The organism is Streptomyces sp. 11-1-2, assembly GCF_003595545.1.
Taxonomy (GTDB): domain Bacteria; phylum Actinomycetota; class Actinomycetes; order Streptomycetales; family Streptomycetaceae; genus Streptomyces; species Streptomyces hygroscopicus_B.
Genome location: NZ_CP022545.1, coordinates 6624096 through 6645021 on the forward strand (window position 1 = coordinate 6624096; position 20926 = coordinate 6645021).

At 72.2% G+C, this 20926-nt stretch carries 14 protein-coding genes and 1 pseudogene; 8 read left to right on the forward strand and 7 right to left on the reverse strand.

The features are described from left to right. Positions 1–46: 46 nt before the first annotated feature. Positions 47–2971 (reverse strand): BTAD domain-containing putative transcriptional regulator, encoded by a 2925-nt coding sequence (locus CGL27_RS28360; protein WP_119990852.1) that lies wholly within the window; start codon positions 2969–2971, stop codon positions 47–49. A 128-nt stretch (positions 2972–3099) separates the two neighbouring features. Next, a complete protein-coding gene (locus CGL27_RS28365) occupies positions 3100–5562 on the reverse strand; it encodes a tetratricopeptide repeat protein (RefSeq protein WP_119990854.1) in 2463 nt (820 codons plus the stop codon). Between the two features lie 157 nt (positions 5563–5719). Between CGL27_RS28365 and CGL27_RS28370 the strand changes: the two genes are divergently transcribed. Further along, positions 5720–6949: an amidohydrolase family protein gene (locus CGL27_RS28370; RefSeq protein WP_078643013.1), complete on the forward strand. Its 1230-nt coding sequence runs from the start codon at positions 5720–5722 to the stop codon at positions 6947–6949. Between the two features lie 141 nt (positions 6950–7090). Here CGL27_RS28370 and CGL27_RS28375 read toward each other — a convergent pair whose 3' ends face one another. After that, the gene (locus CGL27_RS28375) at positions 7091–8137 is read right to left on the reverse strand and encodes an AraC family transcriptional regulator (protein WP_078643014.1); all 1047 of its coding nucleotides are present in this window, start codon (positions 8135–8137) and stop codon (positions 7091–7093) included. Between the two features lie 212 nt (positions 8138–8349). On the opposite strand from CGL27_RS28375, the gene CGL27_RS28380 reads away from it, so the two are divergent. From CGL27_RS28380 to CGL27_RS28400, 5 genes are all read left to right on the forward strand, one after another. Further along, the gene (locus CGL27_RS28380; protein ID WP_119990856.1) at positions 8350–9297 is read left to right on the forward strand and encodes an LLM class F420-dependent oxidoreductase; all 948 of its coding nucleotides are present in this window, start codon (positions 8350–8352) and stop codon (positions 9295–9297) included. A 10-nt stretch (positions 9298–9307) separates the two neighbouring features. Beyond that, the gene (locus CGL27_RS28385) at positions 9308–10090 is read left to right on the forward strand and encodes an SDR family NAD(P)-dependent oxidoreductase (protein WP_078643016.1); all 783 of its coding nucleotides are present in this window, start codon (positions 9308–9310) and stop codon (positions 10088–10090) included. Between the two features lie 113 nt (positions 10091–10203). Continuing rightward, complete coding sequence (locus CGL27_RS28390; protein WP_078643017.1) at positions 10204–11331, forward strand: LLM class flavin-dependent oxidoreductase; 1128 nt, start codon at positions 10204–10206, stop codon at positions 11329–11331. 140 nt (positions 11332–11471) lie between these two features. After that, complete coding sequence (locus CGL27_RS28395) at positions 11472–13214, forward strand: D-aminoacylase (RefSeq protein WP_119990857.1); 1743 nt, start codon at positions 11472–11474, stop codon at positions 13212–13214. A gap of 4 nt (positions 13215–13218) precedes the next feature. Further along, entirely contained in the window at positions 13219–13962 is a 744-nt protein-coding gene (locus CGL27_RS28400; protein WP_119990859.1) for an SDR family oxidoreductase, read from the forward strand. A 54-nt stretch (positions 13963–14016) separates the two neighbouring features. Here the strand turns inward: CGL27_RS28400 and CGL27_RS28405 are convergent, their stop codons facing one another. Further along, positions 14017–14667 (reverse strand): TetR/AcrR family transcriptional regulator, encoded by a 651-nt coding sequence (locus tag CGL27_RS28405; protein ID WP_119990861.1) that lies wholly within the window; start codon positions 14665–14667, stop codon positions 14017–14019. Positions 14668–14754: 87 nt separating this feature from the next. Here CGL27_RS28405 and CGL27_RS28410 point away from each other — a divergent pair, with 87 nt between their 5' ends. After that, the gene (locus CGL27_RS28410) at positions 14755–15414 is read left to right on the forward strand and encodes a class I SAM-dependent methyltransferase (protein ID WP_119990863.1); all 660 of its coding nucleotides are present in this window, start codon (positions 14755–14757) and stop codon (positions 15412–15414) included. Between the two features lie 171 nt (positions 15415–15585). Here CGL27_RS28410 and CGL27_RS28415 read toward each other — a convergent pair whose 3' ends face one another. Then, positions 15586–17106, reverse strand: coding sequence for a CehA/McbA family metallohydrolase (locus tag CGL27_RS28415; protein ID WP_119990865.1), 1521 nt, complete (start codon positions 17104–17106; stop codon positions 15586–15588). 324 nt (positions 17107–17430) lie between these two features. Here CGL27_RS28415 and CGL27_RS28420 point away from each other — a divergent pair, with 324 nt between their 5' ends. Then, positions 17431–20043: a bifunctional FO biosynthesis protein CofGH gene (locus CGL27_RS28420; protein ID WP_078643022.1), complete on the forward strand. Its 2613-nt coding sequence runs from the start codon at positions 17431–17433 to the stop codon at positions 20041–20043. 58 nt (positions 20044–20101) lie between these two features. On the opposite strand, the pseudogene CGL27_RS52300 reads toward CGL27_RS28420, so the two are convergent. Beyond that, positions 20102–20231 (reverse strand): annotated as a pseudogene (locus CGL27_RS52300) (RNA-guided endonuclease TnpB family protein); the annotation flags it as partial. 408 nt (positions 20232–20639) lie between these two features. Then, positions 20640–20813: a hypothetical protein gene (locus CGL27_RS50235; RefSeq protein WP_162953086.1), complete on the reverse strand. Its 174-nt coding sequence runs from the start codon at positions 20811–20813 to the stop codon at positions 20640–20642. Positions 20814–20926 lie beyond the last annotated feature (113 nt).

Genomic DNA, 20926 nt, shown 5'->3' on the forward strand with positions numbered 1-20926 from the left:
CCCGGACAGCGATAAACGATTGATGAACGGTCGGCGGGACGCGCGACTATGCCGCGGTCGCGGGGGCCAGAAGCCCGCGGACGTCCTCCGCCTCGGGTGCCCCGAGCCGCTCGTGGATTGACAGCGCCTCACGCCAGCAGGCGTCCGCGCGCTCGTTCTGACCGAGCTCCAGCAGCGCCTTGCCGAGCAGCGTCAGCACGATGGCCCGGCGCCACTCGCCCCCGATGCCCCGCAGGGCGAGGGCCTGTTCGGCGTGGGTGGCGGCCTCCGCCGGGCGCCCGATGGACAGATGCGCCTCGGCCATCCGCTGGTGGGTCATGCCCTCCCAGAGCGGCTGGCGGTGCTCACGGAAGAGGCCGAGGGCCTCGGTGAGCTGCTCCAGTGCGTGCGCCAGGCTTCCGGCCCCGGTCAGGGCGATGCCGAGCGCGTACTTACCGTTGGCCAGGCGCAGGGTGCGCCCCAGGCTCCCGTAGATCCGCACGCCCTGCCGGGCCAGGTCCACGGCGCTGTCGATGCGGCCCATCTCCACATACGCACGGGACAGGTTGCACAGCGCGCTGGCCTCGCCGGGCTGGTCGTCCACGGCCCGGTAGGCGTCGATGGCACGGAGGAAATGCCGCTCCGCGTCGTCCCAGCGGGTACGGCTGAGGTGCGCGATGATGCCGCGCTCGGTGAGGGCGCGACCCATGGTCACGTGGTCCTCGACCGTGGAGCCCAGGGCCAGGGCGCGCTCCGCCTCGGCGTCGGCCTCTTCCAGCCGGCCGGTGAGGTTGCGCACCTTGGCCAGGCAGGTGCGGGCCCGGCCCTCGGCCCGGGTGTCGCCGACCGTGTGTGCCGTTTCGCTGACGACGCGGGCGACGGCCTCGTAGCGCGGGGCGTTGGCACCGGATTCGGCCAGGTCCATGGCGGCGAGCAGTAGATCCGCCGCCCGGCCCAGGGTGGTGCCCGAGGCGGCCTGCTGGGCGCAGGCCAGCAGGCAGTCGGCCTCGGTGAACAGCCAGTCCAAGGCGGCGTCCTGATGCGGGAAGGCCAGGCCGGGGTGGTCGGCGGGGGCCAGGTGGTCGCCCAGCCGGTCGCCCGGCCGCTCCATGGCGTACACCCGCGCCGCCGTGGCGAGGTAGAAGCTCAGCAGCCGGGAGAGGGCCGCCTCGCGTTCCGCGGCCGACTGGTGCCGCTCCGCGCGGTCACGCGCGTAGAGCCGTACGAGGTCGTGGTAGCGGTAGCGGCCCGGCGCCGCGGACTCCAGCAGGGAGGCGTCGACCAGGGACTCCAGGAGCTCCTCGGTGTCGAAGGTGTCCAGCTCCAGGGCGACGGCCGCCGCGGCGAGCGAGATGTCGGGGCCGTCCGCCAGCCCGAGCAGCCGGAACGCCCGGGCCTGCGGCGGCTCGAGCTGGCCGTAGCCCAGCTCGAAGGTGGCCCGTACGGCCAGGTCGCCCGCCCGCAGCTCGTCCAGCCGCCGGCGCTGGTTGGCGAGCTTGCGCGCCAGCGTGGAGACGGTCCAGGTGCGGCGCGAGGCCAGCCGGGAGGCCGCGATCCGGATGGCCAGCGGCAGGAAGCCGCAGGCCGCCACCACGTCCATGGCCGCGTCGCGCTCCGAACTGACCCGCTCCGAGCCCACGATGCGGGTGAAGAGGACCAGCGCCTCCTCGGGGCTCATCACATCCAGGTCGACCAGGTGGGCGCCCTCCAGGTCGACCATCCGGGTCCGGCTCGTGATCAGCGCGGCGCAGCCCGGCGTACCGGGCAGCAGCGGCCTGACCTGCGCGGCGTCGCGCGCGTTGTCGAGCAGCGTGAGCACCCGGCGGCCGTCCAGCATCGAGCGGTAGAGCGCGGCACGCTCGTGGACGCCCTCGGGGATCGCGCTGTCCGGGGTGCCGAGGGCGCGCAGGAAGGCGCCCAGGATCGCGTTGGGCTCAGCGGGCACCGGGCCGGCGCCCTGGAGGTCGACGTAGAGCTGGCCGTCGGGGAAGTGGGCGCGGGCCGCGTGGGCGACGTGCACGGCGAGGGTCGTCTTGCCGACCCCACCGATTCCGGCCACTGCTGACACGGCCATGACACGCCCCTCGGCGGTGGCGAGCTCATCGCTCAGCTCCTCGACGAAGGCGACCCGGCCGGTGAAGTCCGCGACCGTCGCGGGGAGCTGGGCCGGGCGTACGAAGCTGGGCCCGGCGTGCGTGCGGTCGTCCACCGGGACCGCCAGCTCGGCATCCGCCTGCAGAATGCGCTGATGCAGGTCGGACAGCTCCGCGCAGGGGTCCACGCCGAGATCCTCGGCGAGCAGCCGCCGGGTGTCGTTGTACACCGCCAGGGCCTCGGCCTGCCGGCCGCTGCGGTAGAGCGCCAGCATCAGCAGCTCGCGCAGCCGCTCCCGGAGCGGATGGGCGGCGGTGAGCGCGGTGAGCTCGGAGACCGCCTCGGTGTGGTGGCCCAGCTCCAGGTCGAGGTCGAGCCTGGTCTCGGTGAGCACGAGCTGCCACTCCGACAGCCGGGCGCGCTGGGTCGTGGCGTACGGCCCCGACAGCCCGGCCAGGGCCTCACCGTCCCACAGGTCCAGCGCCCGGCCGATGAGCTCATGGGCGCGCAGCCGGTCGCCCGAGTGCCGGGCCTTCTCCGCCTCCGCCGCCAGGCTCTCGGCCACCTCGATGTCCAGGGCCCCGAGGCCCACTTGGACCGCATAGCCGCCCGATTCGCTGACCAGGATGTCCGAATGCGGGGTGAACGCCTTGCGCAGCCGGGAGGCGTAGGTGCGCAGCGCCGCGATCGCGGCGTCCGGCGGATCGTCGCCCCACAGGGCGTCGACGAGTTCGGGGGCGGTGGCGGTGCGCCCGCCGCGCAGCAGCAGAGCGGCGAGCAGGGCTCTTTGCTGCGGTGATCCGGTGCTGAGCTGTTCCTCGCCCCGAAAGGCCCGTACCGGTCCGAGCACGGTGAAGCGCAAGGACTGCTCCTGCGCCCGCTCCTTCTCGCCGGTCATGGTCTCCCCCTGCCTCTGCTCCCAGTTGCACGGGCCAGTTTGCCTTGCCGATACCCCTCACGTCAGTAGGGGCCGGACCTCTCCACAAGGCCCGCCCGACTTCGAGACCTCGTTATACCGACGGATCGTCAGCTCCAGGGCCCGCTTTCGGACACCGGGGGGCCGACTCCGAAGGCTTCCCGATGGCCGGGATTCGGATCCGTGGACGCCGGGAGGTCCGGCGCCGAGGTCGCCAGCAGTTGGCGCACCTCCTCGGGCTCGGGTGAGCCCAGCCGTTCGCGAAGGGCCCGCGCCTGGCTCCAGCAGTCCTCGGCCCGGCCGCGCTGCCCGGCCGCCATCAGGGCTTTCGACAAAACGGTGAGAAAGGAGAAGCGCCGCCACTCGCCGCCGAGACCGCCCAGGGCGAGGGACTGTTCGGCGTGCGCCACCGCCTTGGTGGGGCGATGCGCTGCCAGATGCATTTCGGCCAGCCGGTAATGGGCCATGCCTTCCCACAGCGGCTGACGGGCTTCGCGGAACAGGTCGAGCGCCTCGGTGAGGTGAACGGACGCCTCTTCCAGACGGTGGGCACGCGTCAGCGCGATGCCGAGGGTGTACATCCCGTTGGCGAGCCGCAGCGGGGCGCCGAGCCTGCGGTAGATGGCGAGCCCCTGCTCGGCCAGTTCCACACCGCTCCCGGTGCGGCCCCGGCTCACATGGATCCGGGAGAGATTGGCCAGGGCGCTCGCCTCACCGGCCTCGTTGGCATCGGCGCGGAACGCGTCGAGGGCCTGTCCGAGGAACTTCTCCGCGTCGTCGTACCGCCCCAGGCCGTTGGTGACGATGCCGAGCTGATTGGAGGCGCGGCTGGCGATCACCGGATCCTCGCCGTCCAGCTCCAGCGCGCGCCGAAGCTCGCGCTCGGCCTGGGCGTACCGGCCCGTGAAGCTGTACAGATGCCCCAGCGCCGAGCGGGCGCGGGCCTCGGTGCGGGAGTCCCCGGCGGCGTGGGCCGCGTCGCCGGCCGCCCGCGCCACCGTTTCGTACTGCCGCGGCCGGGCCCCGGACTCGGCGAGGTCCAGCGCGCCCAGCAGCAGATCCCCGGCGCGGCGGCGGGTGGTCTCCCCGCTGCACCTGGGCACGCAGTCGAGCAGGCAGTCGCCCTCCGCGAAGAGCCAGTCCAGGGCGGCTTTGGAGGTCTCGAAGCACAGTCCCGGATGGCCGGTGGGCTCCAAGTGCTCGACCATACGATCGCCGGGCCGCTCCATGGCGTACACCCGCGCCGCCGTGGCGAGGTAGAAGTCCAGCAGCCGCGACAGCGCCTCCTCGCGCTCCGCCGCCGCCCGCGACTCCCGCTCGGCGCAGGCCCGTGCGTAGAGCCGTACGAGGTCATGGAAGCGGTAGCGCCCCGGTACGGCGGACTCCAGCAGCGAGATGTCCACGAGGGAGGTGAGGAGCCGGGCGGTCTCCTCGACGTCGAGTCCGAGCACCGCGCCCGCGGCCGGCAGCGAGATGTCCGGGCCGCCGACCAGGCCGAGCAGGCGGAAGGCGCGGGCCTGGGCCGGGTCGAGCTGTCCGTAGCCGAGTTCGAAGGTCGCCTTGACGGCCAGATCCCCGGCCCGCAGCTCGTCCAGCCGCCGTCGCTCGTCGGCGAGTTTGCGGGCGAGAACGGAGACGGTCCAGGTGCGGCGGGAGGCGAGCCGGCAGGCCGCGATGCGGATGGCGAGCGGAAGGTAGGAGCAGGACGACACCACCTCCATGACCGCCGCGCGCTCGACCATCGCCCGCTCCTCGCCCACGATCAGCGCGAAGAGGGCGAACGCCTCCGTCGGGCTCATCGCGTCCAGGTCGACCGGGTGGGCGCGGTCCAGGTCGGCCATATGGGCGCGGCTGGTGATCAGCGCCACGCAGTCCGGTGCGCCCTCGCCCGGGAGCAGCGGCCGGACCTGGGCGGCGTCGCGGGCGTTGTCCAGCAGGACGAGGACCCGGCGGCCCTCGAGGGAGGCGCGATAGAGGGCGGCGCGCTCCTCGGTGCCGTCCGGGATGGCGGCGTCGGGGGTGCCGAGCGAGCGCAGGAAGGCGCCGAGCACGGTTTCGGGGTCGGCGGGGGAGGAGCCCGCACCGCCGAGGTCGACGTAGAGCTGGCCGTCGGGGAAGTGGTGGCGGGCGGTGTGCGCGAGATGGACGGCCAGGGCGGTCTTGCCGATGCCTCCGATACCGGCGATGGCGATGGCGGCCGGCGGGTCGGAGGGGGGTGCGAGCCGGTCGTTCAGCTCTCGTACGAGGTCCTCCCGGCCGGTGAAGTCGGCGACCGCCGCGGGAAGTTGCGCGGGGCGGACGGCGGTGGTGCCGGCGGCCAGGGGGCGTTGCGGGCGGCCCACGGCGGTGGGCCGGGAGAACGCGGCGGCGGGCCGCGGAGCGGCGTGCGGCCGGAGCTCGGGGACGACTTCGGCGCGGTAGCCGCTCTCCCACTCCAGCCCGATCCGCGTCCGGTCGAGGGCGGGGTCCGGGTCCTCGCCGAGGGCGAGGTTCGCCTCGTCACCGCGCCACCACCGGTCCGGTACGGATCCGGTGGAGCCTTCCTGCCGCCCCAGGCGCTCGTCGCCGACCATGGTGCCCCCCGCACACGCTTCCTCGCTGTACGGCCAGTCTGCCGTGCCCGCGGGCCGTACGTCAGTAAAGAGTTCGACGTGTCCGTGGCATCCCCCGATCCTGGCGGGAGGCGTCCAGTGAGCTGACGATCCGTCAGATCGGCGCTACCGTGCAGTCATGGAGAGCTTCCCGAAGATAATCTCGGTGGACGACCACACGGTTGAGCCCCCTCACGTCTGGCGGGATCGCCTCCCGTCGAGGTACCGCGACACCGGGCCGCGCATCGTCCGGGCGCCGCTGAAGGAGATGACCTTCATCGGCGGCCGGTTCGCCCCGAAGATGGGCGCACCCGGGGACGACGGGCCGCTCGCGGACTGGTGGGTGTACGAGGAGCTGCACCGGCCGCTGACCCGGCTGGACACCGCCGTCGGATACGACCGGGACGAGGTCAAACTCGAGGCCATCACCTACGAGCAGATGCGGCCCGGCTCCTTCTCGGTGCCCGACCGGCTCGCGGACATGGACGTCAACCACGTCCAGTCGGCGCTCTGCTTCCCGACCTTCCCCCGCTTCTGCGGGCAGACCTTCACCGAGGCCGCCGACCGCGAGCTGGGACTGCTCGGCGTCCGGGCGTACAACGACTGGATGGTGGAGGAGTGGTGCGGCCCCGAGGCCCGCGGCAGGCTGATCCCGCTGATCATCGTCCCGCTGTGGGACGCCGAGCTGGCCGCCGCCGAGGTGCGGCGGAACGCGGCGCGCGGGGTGCGGGCCGTCTGCTTCTCGGAGATCCCGCCGAACCTGGGGCTGCCGTCGATCCACACCGACGACTGGGACCCGTTCCTCGCCGCGTGCGACGAGACCGGCACGGTCATCGCGATGCACATCGGCTCCTCCTCCCGGATGCCCTCGACCTCCGCGGACGCGCCCCCCGCGGTCGGCTCCACGATCACCTTCGCCAACTGCTGCTTCTCGATGGTCGACTGGCTGATGAGCGGGAAGTTCGAGCGCTTCCCCGACCTCAAGGTGATGTACGCGGAGGGCCAGATCGGCTGGATCCCCTACATCCTCGAGCGCGCCGATGTGGTGTGGGAGGAGAACCGGGGCTGGGGCGGAGTGGCCGACAAGGTGCTGCGCCCGCCGTCCGAGCTGTTCGCGGAGCATGTGTACGGATGCTTCTTCGACGACGCCTTCGGGCTGCGCAACCTCGACGCGATCGGGGTCGGCAACGTGCTGTACGAGACGGACTATCCGCACTCCGACTCCACCTGGCCAAAGTCCCGCGAGGTGGGCGAGGCGCAGATGGGGCATCTGGCGCCGGACGTCGTGGAGCGGATCGTGCGCGGCAACGCGATCGACCTGCTGGGGCTCACGGCGGACGGGCTCTGGGCGGGGGCGCCGGGGGTGTAGCGCCGGGCCGCCGTGCGTGGACGGCGGGGTGGTCACGGAGGAGCAAGAAAGCGGTCACTGCCGGTCAATGACATCCTCCGGGTGCTCCGGCAGGCTGTGGGGCATACCGGCCCTCCCCCTCCCAACGCCGTCACCCACCCCTTACGAAGTGACAGGGGCCGTGGGTGGTGCGGAGGGCCGGGAGTCCGTGCGCACCGGGCGCCGCGGGGTTGCGCCCGGCGCGCTGGACACCAGTGCCAGGTGGCGGTAGTCGCTGGGCGGCATCCCGTACGCGGCGCGGAAGGCGCGGCTGAAGACGGCGGGGTGGGCGAAGCCCCAGCGGGCGGCGAGTTCGTGGATGGGGACGGTGTACAGGCCCGGGTCGGTGAGGTCGCGCCGGACGCGGTCCAGCCGCTGCTGCCGGATCCATGCGGAGACCGTGGTGTCGCGGGCGCGGAAGAGGCGGTGCAGATAGCCGACGGAGATGTGGTGCGCGGCGGCGATGGTGGCCGGTGACAGCCGTGGGTCGGACAGGTTCCGCTGGATGAAGCTCTGCAGCCGTAAGGCCAGGGTGTGCCGGCGGGTCTCGGGCGGCAGGGCGTCGTCGGCCTCGACGGCCTGGGCGAGCAGCGCCGCCGCCAGGTCGATCAGTACGGTCCCCAGGCGCGGGCCGTCGGAGGGGCCGTAGGAGCCGCGGTCCGCGGCCAGCCGGGCGAGGAATCCGGTCAGCAGGGCGCCGACGCCCTCGCGCGCCGGGATGGGCTGGGCGAGCAGCCGGTCGATCCGGTCGTGCGGGACCGGGATCAGGGCCTTGGGGATCTCCAGGCCCACGCCTCCGGGAGGGCCGCCGAAGGCCAGACAGTCGAAGGGGCGCGAGGTGTCGACGACGTAGAGCCCCTGCGCGCTGTGCGCGGCCTCCTGGCGGGACTGGGAGACCTGGAGGTTTCCCTCCTGGATGAACGAGAAGTGGTACAGCTCGGGGTCGGACTGCCGGATCAGCTTGGGCGTCCGCCGGAAGTTCATCTCACGGAACTTCGTGGGCCACACGGAGGCGGCGCCGAACTCGAGGATGCGCACCTCTCCCCGGAAGTCACGGGTGTGGTCGCTGCTCATCTCCATCGGCGCCATGAGTTGTGCCATCTGCTCACGCCAGAAGTCGAACCGATCCGCTCTGGGCAGATCGTCGCAGCGGAAGACCGTCTCGATCATCACGTGCCCCTCTGTGTGCCCCTTACTGTGCCCCCCGTGGTGGCCCCTGAACGGGGCGGCGGGCGTTGGGCCCGAGGTCCGAACGTTCGTACGCTAGCAGGGCCTCCCAATGCGGGACGAGGACGCCATACCCCTTGTCTGATGGACCGTCAGATACCACCATGGCCGACGTCCGATATGACGATGGCGGTCCACCGACGAGGAGGCCCGGCATGCGCGTCCTGCCCCGGGGCCGGTTGAGCTACGGCATGCAGTTGCCCGTCCAGTCGCAGTCCACCCTTTACGCCGAGCCGTGGGAGGCGGAGGCCGGCCCGGCCGAGCTGCTCGCGGTCGCCCGCGCCGCCGACCGGCTCGGTTTCGCCTACCTCGCCGTCTGCGACCACGTCGCGATCCCGCGGCGGCTGGCCGCCGCGATGGGCACCGTCTGGTACGACCCGGTGGCCACCCTCGGCTGGCTCGCCGCGGCCACCGAGCGGGTGCGGCTGCTCAGCCACGTGGCGGTCGCCGCGCTGCGGCATCCGCTGCTGTCCGCCAAGCAGTACGCGACGCTCGACCACCTCTCCGGCGGCCGGCTGATCCTCGGGGTCGGCGCCGGGCATGTGCGGGAGGAGTTCGAGGCCCTCGGGGTGGACTTCGCCCGGCGCGGGGCGCTGCTGGACGAGACGGTCGACGCGCTGAAGGCGGCGCTGGGGCCCGAGGAGTTCCCCGGCTTCCGCGGGGAGCGGTTCGCGTTCAGCGGTCTGGGGCAGGCCCCGCGTCCCGTCCAGACGCCGCGGCCCCCGCTGTGGATCGGCGGCTCCTCGCCCGCGGCGGTGCGCCGGGCGGCGATCCGGGGCGACGGCTGGCTGCCGCAGGGCGATCCGCGGGACCGGCTGCCCGGCCAGCTCGCCCGGCTGCGCGCGCTGCGGGAAGAAGCGGGGATCGACGAGCCCGCCGAGATCGGCGCGATCGCCGAACCGCTGTACGTGGGCGAGCCCGGCTGGGACGTGGGGCGCCGCACCCTGACCGGCGCGCCGGAGTCGCTGGCCGAGAGCCTGCGCGCGTACGCCGCGATGGGGGTGGACCAGATCCAGGTGCGGTTCCGCTGCCGGGACCACACCGAACTGACCGACCAGATGGCGGCCTTCGCCGCCGATGTCGCTCCGCACCTCGATGACTAGGGAGAACGGAATGGGCAAGCTGGACGGGCGGGTCGTCGTCATCACCGGGGCGGCGCGCGGACAAGGTGAGCACGAGGCGCGGCTGTTCGTGGCGGAGGGCGCGCGGGTGGTCCTCTGCGACGTGCTGGACGAGCCGGGCGAGGCGCTGGCCAAGGAGCTGGGCGAGAGCGCCCGCTTCGTCCATCTGGACGTGGGCCGGGAGGACGACTGGAACGCCGCCGTCGAGGCCGCGAAGGACGCCTTCGGCGCGGTCGACGGCCTGGTCAACAACGCCGGGATCCTCCGCTTCAACGAGCTGGTCAGCACCCCGCTCACGGAGTATCTGGAGGTGGTCCAGGTCAACCAGGTCGGGGCGTTCCTGGGGATGCGGACCCTCGCGCCGGAGCTGGCGGCGGCGGGCGGTGGGACGATCGTGAACACCGCCTCGTACGTCGCCCTGTCCGGTATGGCCTTCCTCACCTCGTACGCCGCGACGAAGGCGGCCGTGGTGGGGATGACGCGGGTGGCCGCCATGGAGCTCGCGGACAAGGGCATCCGGGTCAACGCGATATGCCCGGGCGCGATCGACACCCCCATGACCAACCCGGCCCAGCTCGACCCGGGCGCCGACACCGCGGAGGCGTCGGCGGCGGTCGACGAGCTGTACCGCAAGCTGGTGCCGCTGGGCCGGATCGGCCGCCCGGAGGAGGTGGCGCGGCTGGCGCTCTTCCTGTCGTCGGAGGACTCGTCGTATGTGACGGGCCAGCCGTTCGTCGTCGACGGCGGCTGGCTGACCGGCGTCTCGGTCTTCTAGGGCCCCTCCGGGTCCGGCGCGGCTGCGGCCCTTGACGGTCCCTGTCCGCGGTGTCAGAGTCAATCAAAATCTGACGATGCGTCAGATCGAGTCGTCTGAGGCGGTGAACCTCCATGGAATTCGGACTCTTTGTGCAGGGATACGTCCCCGAAAGCCGACGCCGAACCGACCCCGAGGCCGAGCACCACGCCCTCCTCGAGGAGACCGAGTACGTCATCCAGGCCGACCGGTCCGGCTTCAAGTACGCATGGGCCTCCGAGCACCACTTCCTGGAGGAGTACTCCCACCTCTCCGCGAACGATGTCTACCTCGGCTATCTCGCCCACGCCACCGAGCGCATCCACCTGGGCTCCGGCATCTTCAACCCGCTGCCGCAGGTCAACCACCCGGTCAAGGTCGCCGAGAAGGTCGCGATGCTCGACCACCTCTCCGGCGGCCGGTTCGAGTTCGGCTCCGGCCGGGGCGCGGGCAGCCACGAGATCCTCGGCTTCCTCCCGGGGATCACCGACATGAACGCCACCAAGGAGATCTGGGAAGAGACGATCGCCGAGTTCCCCAAGATGTGGCTGCAGGACGAGTACCAGGGCTTCGCGGGCAAGCACTGGTCGCTGCCGCCGCGCAAGGTGCTGCCCAAGCCGTACGGGGGCTCCCACCCGGCGATGTGGTACGCGGCCGGATCGCCGCCCTCGTACGCGATGGCCGGCAAGAAGGGCCTCGGCGTGCTCGGCTTCTCCATCCAGAAGGTCTCCGACATGGAGTGGGTCCTCGACTCCTACAAGAACGCGATCAAGGAGGCCGAGCCGGTCGGCGGCTTCGTCAACGACAACGTGATGGTCACCTCCACCGCGATCTGCGCGGAGACCCATGCCAAGGCCGTCGAGATCGCGGTCGGCGGCGGGCTCAACTATCTGCAGTCGCTGCTCTTCCGCTACCACGACACCTTCCCCCGCCCGGACGGCATCCCGGAGTGGCCCGAGCTGCTGCCGGAGTACACCGAGGAGATCATCGAACTCCTCATCGCCGAGGAGCTGATGATCTGCGGCGACCCGGACGAGGTCTTCCGCCAGTGCAAGCGGTGGGAACAGGCCGGGGCCGACCAGCTGTCGTTCGGGCTGCCGATCGGGATCGGCTACGAGGACACGATGAACACGGTCAAGCTCATCGGCGAGCACGTCATCCCGAAGATCGACACCGATCCGGTGCACCGCACGACCCGCTTCCGCCACGCCGGGACCCGGTAGCCGCGGACGCGAGAGCGAGACTCCGTAGCCGCGGAGGCGCGAGCAGAGACTCCGTAGCCGCAGAGCGAGAGCAGAGCCCCAGCAGCCGCAGACGTGCGTGCCGGGCCCCAGCAGCCGCAGACGCGAGAAGGGATCCACCCGTGCTCGACCACCTGATCAAGGGCGCCACCGTGGCGGACGGCACCGGCGCGCCCTCCTACGTCGCCGACGTCGGCATCCGGGACGGCCGGATCGTGGCCATCGCCGAGCCCGGGACCGTCACCGAACCGGCGCGGTCCGCCGAGGACGCCACCGGGCTCATCCTCGCGCCCGGGTTCGTCGACCCGCACACCCACTACGACGCCCAGCTTTTCTGGGATCCGTACGCCACCCCCTCCATGAACCACGGCGTGACCACCGTCGCGGGCGGCAACTGCGGCTTCACCCTCGCTCCGCTCAACCCCGACCGGCCCGGCGACGCCGACTACACCCGGCGGATGATGAGCCGGGTCGAGGGCATGTCGCTGGTGGCGCTGGAGCAGGGCGCGCCCTGGAACTGGCACGGCTTCGGCGAGTACCTGGACGCGTTGGAGGGCCGGATCGCCGTCAACGCGGGCTTCATGGTGGGGCACTGCGCGCTGCGCCGCCATGTGATGGGCGAGGACGCGATCGGCGGACAGCCCACGCCCGCGCAGCTGGAGGAGATGCTGCTCCTCTTCCACGAGGCGATGGACGCGGGGGCGTGGGGGCTGTCCACCACCCAGTCCTCGACCCACTCGGACGGGGACGGACAGCCGGTCGCCTCCCGTCACGCGGGGCCCGAGGAGCTCCTGGCGCTCTCCCGGGCCGTCGGCGAACACGAGGGGACGCAGATCGAGGCGATCGTGGCGGGCTGTCTCGACCAGTTCGCCGACGAGGAGATCGATCTGCTGGTGGAGATGAGCGCGGCCGCCGGCCGCCCGCTCAACTGGAACGTCCTGACCATCGACGCGGCCGTCCCCGAGCGGGTGCCGCGCCAGCTCCAGGCCAGCGAACGGGCCCGTAAGGCGGGCGGCAGGATCGTCGCGCTCACCATGCCGATCCTCACCCCCATGAACATGTCGCTCGGCACCTTCTGCGCGCTGAACCTCATCCCGGGCTGGGGCGACATCCTGGGGCTGCCGATCCCGGAGCGGATCGCGAAGCTCCGCGACCCGGACGTGCGGGCGGAGATGCTGCGCCGCGCGAGCAGCCCCGAGGCCGGGGTCTTCCGCCGGCTCACCCACTTCGGGCGGTACGTCATCGGCGACACCTACAGCGCGGCCAACGCCGGGCTGACCGGCCGGGTCGTCCGCGACATCGCCGCCGAGCGCGGGCAGGAGGACTTCGCCGCACTGGTGGAGATCTGCGCCGCCGACGAGATGCGCACGGTGCTGTGGCCCATGCCGACCGACAACGACCCGGCGAGCTGGGAGCTGCGACAGCGCACCTGGGATCACGAGGACGTCATGCTCGGCGGCTCGGACGCGGGGGCCCATCTGGACCGGATGTGCGGCGCCCCGTACACCACCCGCTTCATCGGCGACTGTCTGCGCGGACGGAAACTGGTCGGCCTGGAGCGGGCGGTACGGATGCTTACGGACGATCCGGCGCGGCTGCTCGGGCTGCGCGAACGCGGCCGGATCGCCGAGGGCTACCACGCCGACCTGGTCCTCTTCGACCCCGAGCGGATCGACGCGGGCCAGGCGCGGCTGGTGCACGACCTGCCGGGCGACAGCCCCCGGCTGGACTCGCGGGCGATGGGGATCGTGAGTGTCCGGGTGGGCGGCACCGAGACCATCCGGGACGACGAGATCACCGGCGCGGTGCCGGGACGGGTGCTGCGGTCGGGCCGGGACACGGAGACGGTGAGCACGAGGGGCTGAGCCGATGGCACGCGCGGCCCTGATCACGGGCGCCTCCCGCGGTATCGGCCTGGCGGTGGCGGAGGCGCTGACGGCGGACGGTGCGGCGGTGTGCGTCACGGCGCGGGACCCGAGGGAGCTGGCCGAGGCCGTACGCCGCCTCGGTCCGCGCGCCATCGCCTGCCCGGGGGACGTGGCGGACCCGGCGCACCTGGAGGCGGCGGTGGCCCGCACCCTCGAGGAGTTCGGCCGCCTCGACATCCTGGTCAACAACGCCGCCACCAACGCCCCGCTGGGCCCGCTGATGACGGTGGACCCGCTCGCCTGGCGCATGGCCTTCACGGTCAACGTGGAGGCCCCGTTGCGCCTGATCCAGGCGGCATGGCGCGGCTGGATGCGCGACCACGGCGGCGCGGTCGTCAACATCTGCACCGAGGGCACCCACGGCGTCGGCCCGGGTATCGGGGCCTACGGCACCACCAAGACCGCCCTCCTCCGCCTCACCCGCCAGCTCGCCGCCGAACTGGCCCCGTCGGTCCGCGTCAACGCCGTCTCCCCGGGCCTGGTCCGCACCGAGATGGCCCGCTTCGTCTGGGAGCCCGGCGAGCGCGAGATCGCCGCGGCGCTCCCGCTGGCCCGGATCGGCGAACCGGAGGACGTGGCGCGCGCGGTCCGCTGGCTGGTCTCGGACGAGGCGTCCTGGATCACCGGCGCGGACCTGGTGGTCGACGGCGGCCGCCGGGTCCGCGCGGCGCGGCCTATCGGCTGACACGGCCCCTCTGCCGGCACGGCGGGGGAGCGGCCCCTGTCCCTGGACCGGGCGTCAGCCGTTCGCCGGTGGTGTCAGCCCGTGGCGGTGGAGGAAGGCGTCCACGAGCCGGTCGGTGAACTCCTGGCCGACGGGTTCGTCGGTCACCAGCACCCGGTAGTAGACGGGGCCCATGAGCTGGTCGGTCTCGGCCGTCAGGTCCAGGCCGGGCGGCAACTCCCCGCGCTCCATGGCCCGTTCCAGCGGGAGGCGGTCGCGGCGGCGCTGGCCGTCGAGGTACTGGGCCCGGAAGTCCCGGGCGAACGCCGGATCGTGCTGCGCCTGGGCGACCAGGGCCTTGAAGACGGCGCCGGAGTCGGACCCGCTGAGGAACCCGGCCAGGTCGCACAGATAGCCGCGCAGGTCCAGGGCGAGGTCACCGCGGTCGCGCACGGGCAGGTCCTCGGCCACGTCCTGGAGAAGGGCGTCCATGAGGATGTCGGTCTTGGCGCTCCACCAGCGGTAGATCGTCTGCTTGGCGACCCCGGCCCGGGCGGCGATCCCCTCCATCGTGACGCCCGCGAAACCCTTCTCGGCCAGCAGGTCGTCGGCCGCGTTCAGCACCGACAGCCGGGCCTGTTCGCTGCGCCCGTGCCGGTTGCCGTGGTGGCGTGGTGCCGGCCGGGCGGTGCCGCTCGTCCCGGCGGTCTGTGTCGCGCGTGCCATCTCGCCTCCCCGAGATCTCAGGATAACCACCCTCCCTCGCGCCATCCCTTCTAGACAAGACGCAACGTCGCGTCTACTCTAAAACCCATGACAGTCACTCACACGCTTGCCGACCCCCGGGTCGAGACCGCCATCAGCCGGATGTTCGAGCTGGCCGAGCAGGACGGGACCGCCCAGGCGGAGCTGCCGCCCGGCGCAGTGGAATCGCTGGCCCCGCAGGAGCTGGCCGACGCCGCGGCCGGGATCTACATGCCGATCTCCGCCGAGGGCGGGAAGCTGCTCTACAACCTGGTCCGCGCCATCCGCCCGGCCACGGTGGTCGAGTTCGGCATGTCCTTCGGGATCTCCACGCTCCATCTGGCCGCCGCCGTGCGGGACAACGGCACCGGGCGCGTCATCACCACGGAGATGAGCAAGGAGAAGATCGCCGCCGCCCGCCGCACCTTCGCCGAGACCGGGCTGGACGACGTGATCACCGTGCTGGAGGGGGACGCCCGGGAGACCCTCGCCGACCTCGATGGCTCCGTGGACCTCCTGCTGCTCGACGGCTGGAAGGACCTGTGCCTGCCCGTGCTGCGGATGCTCGAACCGCGTCTGCGGCCCGGCACCCTCGTCGTGGCCGACGACGTCGACCAGGGCGAGGGCCTCCTGCGGTCGTATCTCGACTACGTACGCGCCCCGGCGAACGGCTACCAGAACGTCACCTTCCCCATCGAGGACGGCATGGAGATCAGCTGCCGCCTCTGAGCCGGGGGCCGCACCCTCGCCGAGGACCTCGACAGCGGCTGCTACTACCGCTGACCGACCGGCGGCGGACGGCGTGGCGCGCCCGCCCGGACGGCTCCGGTGACCGGGAAGGTGTCAGTGGTCACCGAAGCCGCCAGCGCTCGCCGAAGCCGCCAGCGCCAGCCGCAGCCGTCAGTGCTCGCCGAGCCAGATCGGGTTCGTCATCGCCGCCATCGGGCCCGGTATCCCCGACGCCCCGCCGTCCGCCGGGGCGTGGCGCACCTCGGCGCGCACATAGGCCGCGTAGGACGCCGTCGTACGCCATTCGGCCGTGAGCGTCCCGGAGTCGGGGACCGCCGTCCCGTAGAGCTGGCCCTGGTCGGTGATGAACCGCACCGAGCAGCCCGGGCTCACGCCGGAGACCTTCAGCCGGACCGTCACCTCCTCCGCGCCGCCGACCTTCAGGCGCTCGCCGATACCGGCGTGCTTACCGCGCCCGCCGACCGCCTCGAAGGTGAGGTCGATCTTCGAGGACTCGGCGATCCAGCTCCGGCCGGCCCGGATGCCCTCCTGGAGGGCGGTGCGGGACAGGTCGTCGGCCAGCACCACCGTCTGCGGCAGGCCCACGACCTGGGGCTCGCGGTGGGCGTCGCTGTGGCCGACGGCGGGCAGCCAGCGGCCCTCGCCCCGGGAGGCGGCGACCAGGGTGTTGTCCCACTCGGAGATGGTGACCTCGTCGTCCGGGGTGAAGTCCGCGTTCCACACCTCGACCGCGTCGGCCTCGTTGAAGCCGAACTTCCAGTTGCAGCCGACACAGGTGCCGTGCGGATGGGCCGGGATCACCAGGCCGCCGGCCTGCCGGACCTTGCGGGCGAACTGGCCGAACCGGTTGTCCCGGGCGCGGTAGCGCCAGTCGATGAAAGTGCCGGGGTCGGTGCCGAGGGCGACCACATGGCCGTTACGCGTGGTGATCTCCTCACCGGTGAGGATCAGCAGGTCATCGCCCCACAGACCCTCGAACGCGGCATGCGCCGACGTGGTGTTGTGCTCGGTGGTGGTGATGAAGTCCAGCCCGGCGGCACGGGCGGCGGCGACCAGCTCGGCCGGGGTGCGCTTGCCGTCGGAGTGCACGGTGTGCAGATGCGAGTCGCCCCGGTACCAGGCGCGGCCCCGGCCCTTCGCCCGCTGCGGCGGATACACCGGCGTGCGGGGGGTGCCGGGCGCGCCGTACCGCAGCGTGACGGTGACCGTGTAGTCCAGGCCCTGGGGGGCGACGGTGTACGGCCCCAGCACGACATGCCAGGTGCCCGCCTTCACCGGCCCCGCCAGATAGCCGGGCGTCGCCTCCTCGGCGCTGATGGCGAACTCCGTACGGGCCCCGCCGGACCAGCCGCGGAAGCCGCGCCCGCCCAGCTCCGTGCCGCGCTCGTCGAAGATGCCGATATCGCAGGCGTTCCCCTGCGTACCGGCCGGGACGGTCGGCTTGTCGTACGTGTACGACACGGCGATCTCGCGCACCCCGCGCGGCACCTCGACGGGCACATAGACGAAGTCCGGTGCGCCGGTGGGCAGATGGCCGCTGAGGGTCTTCGTCTGCTCATGGTCGTCGGCCGGGCCGGCGGCTTCGGCCTGGGTGAAGGTCATGGGATCGAGTGTCAGCACACCCGCCGCGCCCGCAAGCGCGGAGAGCCTGAGTACATCGCGTCGCTGCATGAGGGACCCCCAGAGTCGAGAGTGCCGTCCGACACTCGCGTGACACCGTTGTACGCGTGGGTGACACGCGCGGAAAGCCCTGTGGATAACTCCATGGCCACGAGGGAACGTACATCCCCCCGCACCGCCTCCGTCCCTCTCGCCCGGCGGTCCGCACCGCGCCAAATCCCGTCCGGGCAACGGCCGTCGGCACCCGCCGCGTGCAGCCCGCACGTTTCACGGTGTCCTATTCCCGCCCACGGCCCGCGGCAGCCGTGATCAGACCCACAAAACCGCAGGCCCGGGCCGTCTGGCGGTGTCACGCACCGCTCGTATGCTCGGAGGATGACCACGAGCGCGCAGGGAAACGAACCGGCTGCCCCGACTGGCTCCGCCGCCCCCACAGCCAACGCGATGCGCCGTGCGCTCAAGCGCGCCCGCGACGGCGTGGCGCTGGACACCGCCGAGGCGGCGGTGCTGCTCCAGGCGCGTGGTGACGACCTGAAGGATCTGATGGCCTCCGCCGCCCGGGTCCGCGACGCGGGCCTGGAGGCGGCCGGCCGCCCCGGGGTCATCACCTACTCGCGCAGCGTCTTCATCCCGCTCACCCGGCTGTGCCGGGACAAGTGTCACTACTGCACCTTCGCGACCGTGCCCGGCAAGCTGCGCCGCGCGGGCCACGGGATGTTCATGTCGCCCGACGAGGTCCTCGCCATCGCCCGCCGGGGCGCCGAAATGGGCTGCAAGGAAGCGCTGATCACCCTCGGCGACCGCCCCGAGGACCGCTGGCCCGAGGCGCGCGCATGGCTGGAGGCCGAGGGGTACGACGACACCATCGCGTACGTACGGGCCATGGCGATCCGCATCCTGGAGGAGACCGGCCTCCTGCCCCACCTCAACCCCGGCGCGATGACCTGGACCGACTTCCAGCGGCTCAAGCCGGTCGCCCCCTCCATGGGCATGATGCTGGAGACCACCGCCGAGCGGCTGTGGAGCGAGCCCGGCGGCCCCCACTACGGCTCGCCCGACAAGGAGCCGGCGGTAAGACTGCGCGTTCTGGAGGACGCCGGGCGCAGCTCCGTCCCGTTCACCAGCGGGCTGCTGATCGGGATCGGCGAGACGCAGGAGGAGCGGGCGGAGTCGCTGTTCGCGCTGCGCCGCGTCTCCCGCTCGTACCACGGCATCCAGGAAGTCATCATCCAGAACTTCCGCGCCAAACCGGACACCGCGATGCGGGGGATGCCGGACGCGGAGCTGGACGACCTGGTGGCCACCGTCGCCGTCGCCCGCCACATCCTGGGCCCGTCCGCCTGCATCCAGGCTCCGCCCAACCTGGTCGACGCGGAGTACGAGCAGCTCATCGGCGCCGGTATCGACGACTGGGGCGGCGTCTCCCCGCTCACCCCGGACCATGTCAACCCCGAGCGCCCCTGGCCCCAGGTGGACGAGCTGGCCGAGCGCTCCGCCGCCGTCGGCTTCAGCCTGCGCGAACGGCTCGCGGTCTACCCCGAGTACATCCAGCGCGGCGAGCCCTGGCTGGACCCCCGGCTGCTGCCGCATGTGACCGCCCTCGCCGACCCCGGGACCGGCCTGGCCCGCGAGGACGCGATCCCCACCGGGCTGCCCTGGCAGGAGCCGGAGGAGGCGTTCAGCGCTTCCGGCCGCACCGATCTGCACCACACCATCGACACCGAGGGCCGCACCGGTGACCGCCGTAAGGACTTCGACGAGGTCTATGGCGACTGGGAGGCGCTGCGCGAGGCCGCGGCCCCCGGGATGGTCCCCTCCCGCATCGACGGCGACATCAAGGCCGCGCTGGCCCAGGCCGCCGACGACCCGACCAAGCTGACCGACCCCGAGGCGCTGGCCCTGTTCCACGCCGACGGCCCGGCGCTCGACGCCCTGTGCCGCATCGCCGACGATCTGCGCCGGGCGGCGGTCGGCGACGACGTCACCTACATCGTCACCCGGAACATCAACTTCACCAATGTCTGCTACACCGGCTGCCGCTTCTGCGCCTTCGCCCAGCGCCGTACGGACGCCGACGCCTACACCCTCTCCCTGGACCAGGTCGCCGACCGCGCCCAGCAGGCGTGGGACGTGGGTGCGGTGGAGGTCTGCATGCAGGGCGGCATCCACCCCGATCTGCCCGGCACCGCGTACTTCGACATCGCCCGCGCCGTCAAGGAGCGCGTGCCCGGGATGCATGTCCACGCCTTCTCCCCGATGGAGGTCGTCAACGGCGCGACCCGCACCGGGATGTCCATCCGCGAATGGCTGACGGCGGCGCGCGAGGCGGGCCTGGACACCATCCCCGGCACGGCGGCCGAGATCCTGGACGACGAGGTGCGCTGGGTCCTCACCAAGGGCAAGCTGCCGACGGCCACCTGGGTCGAGGTCGTCAAGACGGCGCATGAGCTGGGGGTGCGGTCCTCGTCCACGATGATGTACGGCCATGTGGACCAGCCCCGCCACTGGCTGGCCCATCTGCGGCTGCTCGCCGAGATCCAGCAGGAGACGGGCGGCTTCACCGAATTCGTCACCCTCCCCTTCATCCACACCAACGCCCCCGTCTACCTCGCCGGTATTGCCCGCCCCGGCCCCACCAGCCGCGACAACCGCGCCGTCACGGCCATGGCCCGGATCCTGCTCCACCCCCATATCCCCAACATCCAGACCAGCTGGGTGAAGCTGGGCGCGGAGGGCGCCGCCGAGATGCTCCGCTCCGGCGCCAACGACCTGGGCGGCACCCTTATGGAGGAGACCATCTCCCGTATGGCGGGCTCGTCCTATGGCTCCTACCGCTCCATCCAGGACCTGGTGGCCATCGCCGAGCTGGCCGGACGCCCCGCCCGCCCCCGCACCACCACCTACGGCGCCGTCCCCGAGGACCGTCAGGCCGCGGCCCTCGCCTCGGACGGCCATCTGCCGGAGCTGCTCCCGGTGCTGGGGGACTGAGCCCGGCTCACGGTCGGACCGGGGAGTCCTTCCACAGAGCTGTGTGGGGATTCCTGGCTCAGGCTGCCTCCGGGAGCTGCGCTCCCGGTGGTCTTGCGCCCTCGGCGCCAGCCGGGTTCAGGCCTGCCCGGTGGAGCAATGACGTGGGCGGAGTTCTTGTCTCTGGGGGAGACGGCTCCGCATGGGGTGCGGGCACCGGTCCCATTCCGCCAGCAGCGACCCACGGGCGGTGGACGACACGCCAAGCCGGTACGTGTACCGGACGTGCCCCGCCCGGTCGGCTTCACTTGGCGTCATCATGTCGCCAACGTAGCGTCACGGTTCGTTTCTCACGGCGCATCCCGGCAGACCTACCCGAACGGGTGACCGACCAAGCTGCTGCGGACCGGCGGTCCCTCAACTCCGGGATCCTTCACCTCCTGAAGGTCGCCCTCAGTCACCGAAGCTCGGGAGCGGTGGACCGCCTTCGAGAGGCTGCTGGCGGAGAACGGCGACGAGTGGGATACCGAGACCGTGGTGGCGGCCACGGTCATCAGCAGAGCCGCCCTCGGTGACCGGGCCGGGGCCGAGTGATCGCTGGCGGAGCTGTCCGCCGCTCAGCCGTGCTGGGAGACCGTGAACGAAGCGGTGGGGACCTGGACGACCTCGCCCAGTGTCCCGGGACGGATCCCGCCCTGCTCGCCACCCTCCGGGCGCCGCTCGCCGAGCTCCGCGCGGCCCTGGAGCCCGGACCGGCGGCGTTCGGATAAGGCTCGGAGCGCATACGACATTCGGTGAGGGAATTCGCATTTTCGGAATGCGTCCATCCGTCGTCTTCTCGGTGATGACGCCTTCACAATCCTCGGCGGCCAAGAGGCGATCATTCGGTGTCCATTACAGTTCA

What these genes read in the sequence shown, in the direction of transcription:
- CGL27_RS50235 (WP_162953086.1), bottom strand. Translation starts at nt 20,813, where the DNA reads ATGTCGTATGCGCTCCGAGCCTTATCCGAACGCCGCCGGTCCGGGCTC.
- CGL27_RS28410 (WP_119990863.1), top strand. Translation starts at nt 14,755, where the DNA reads ATGACAGTCACTCACACGCTTGCCGACCCCCGGGTCGAGACCGCCATC.
- CGL27_RS28375 (WP_078643014.1), bottom strand. Translation starts at nt 8,137, where the DNA reads ATGATCGAGACGGTCTTCCGCTGCGACGATCTGCCCAGAGCGGATCGG.
- CGL27_RS28415 (WP_119990865.1), bottom strand. Translation starts at nt 17,106, where the DNA reads ATGCAGCGACGCGATGTACTCAGGCTCTCCGCGCTTGCGGGCGCGGCG.
- CGL27_RS28400 (WP_119990859.1), top strand. Translation starts at nt 13,219, where the DNA reads ATGGCACGCGCGGCCCTGATCACGGGCGCCTCCCGCGGTATCGGCCTG.
- CGL27_RS28360 (WP_119990852.1), bottom strand. Translation starts at nt 2,971, where the DNA reads ATGACCGGCGAGAAGGAGCGGGCGCAGGAGCAGTCCTTGCGCTTCACC.
- CGL27_RS28380 (WP_119990856.1), top strand. Translation starts at nt 8,350, where the DNA reads ATGCGCGTCCTGCCCCGGGGCCGGTTGAGCTACGGCATGCAGTTGCCC.
- CGL27_RS28390 (WP_078643017.1), top strand. Translation starts at nt 10,204, where the DNA reads ATGGAATTCGGACTCTTTGTGCAGGGATACGTCCCCGAAAGCCGACGC.
- CGL27_RS28420 (WP_078643022.1), top strand. Translation starts at nt 17,431, where the DNA reads ATGACCACGAGCGCGCAGGGAAACGAACCGGCTGCCCCGACTGGCTCC.
- CGL27_RS28405 (WP_119990861.1), bottom strand. Translation starts at nt 14,667, where the DNA reads ATGGCACGCGCGACACAGACCGCCGGGACGAGCGGCACCGCCCGGCCG.
- CGL27_RS28370 (WP_078643013.1), top strand. Translation starts at nt 5,720, where the DNA reads ATGGAGAGCTTCCCGAAGATAATCTCGGTGGACGACCACACGGTTGAG.
- CGL27_RS28385 (WP_078643016.1), top strand. Translation starts at nt 9,308, where the DNA reads ATGGGCAAGCTGGACGGGCGGGTCGTCGTCATCACCGGGGCGGCGCGC.
- CGL27_RS28365 (WP_119990854.1), bottom strand. Translation starts at nt 5,562, where the DNA reads ATGGTCGGCGACGAGCGCCTGGGGCGGCAGGAAGGCTCCACCGGATCC.